General features: G+C 41.1%; 1 pseudogene. It reads left to right on the top strand.

Features of this window, described 5'->3' with window-relative positions:
- Positions 1-14 precede the first annotated feature (14 nt).
- Positions 15-757, top strand: a pseudogene (locus BTR1S_RS21475) (integrase); the annotation flags it as partial.

Raw genomic sequence — 757 nt, 5'->3', positions numbered from 1 at the left:
ATCAAGAGACAGCGATGGGAGTCATGTTAGATAAACTTGATAAGAGATCAAAGCTTGAAAAAGAGATTAGCGAAGTTAGTGAACATGATGTTAAAATGTACAAGTTAAAGAAAAAACTTGAGCAGCTGTATGATGATCCCGATGAGTATCTTAAAGTTGCCAAAGAGATCGGTTATGACAATCTTACATCTGAAGAGATGAACTATGTTACTGCCATCGAAGAATCCCAGAAGTTCAGAGCCGATCCTATTAAAGGAACTCTGGAAGATGGGAAATATATTTTAGAAAGTATGATAGGCTTTGTCGGTGGAGCATACGATTTCGCAAAAGAGACTGTCGTGGGAACAGTTGAAACAGCGCAATCTCTTACGGAACAAGCTGATGACTTTATTAAAAACCCAAAAGCAACTGTAAATGCAGTATTTGAGTATGATTACAAAGCCGCCTTTGAAAGTATGTTGAAATCAATCGCTGACTCGTGGGATAAACAAATGGTACACGGAGATTCTTATTCTCGCGGACACTATCTTGCTTATGCAATTGGGACAATATGGGGGTTGGCAGAGGCCGGTCCTACTGTTTCAACAGGCGCCAAAAGTCTTGGCAAGGCTGGAAAGACGGCAGCTAAAACAGCAAAGAAAGGTGTCAATTCCGTAAAAAGGCATATTAAATCGCCTATCAATCGGTATGTTCCTGCGTTAGAAGGGATGCTCCAAAGAGCGGGAGAGGTCCCTAATGTGAAAAATACGCCTTTGCT

Origin of the sequence: Bacillus sonorensis NBRC 101234 = KCTC 13918 (assembly GCF_001592005.1) — a bacterium.
Classification (GTDB): Bacteria; Bacillota; Bacilli; order Bacillales; family Bacillaceae; genus Bacillus; species Bacillus sonorensis.
This window is presented reverse-complemented; position numbering and strand designations above follow the sequence as displayed.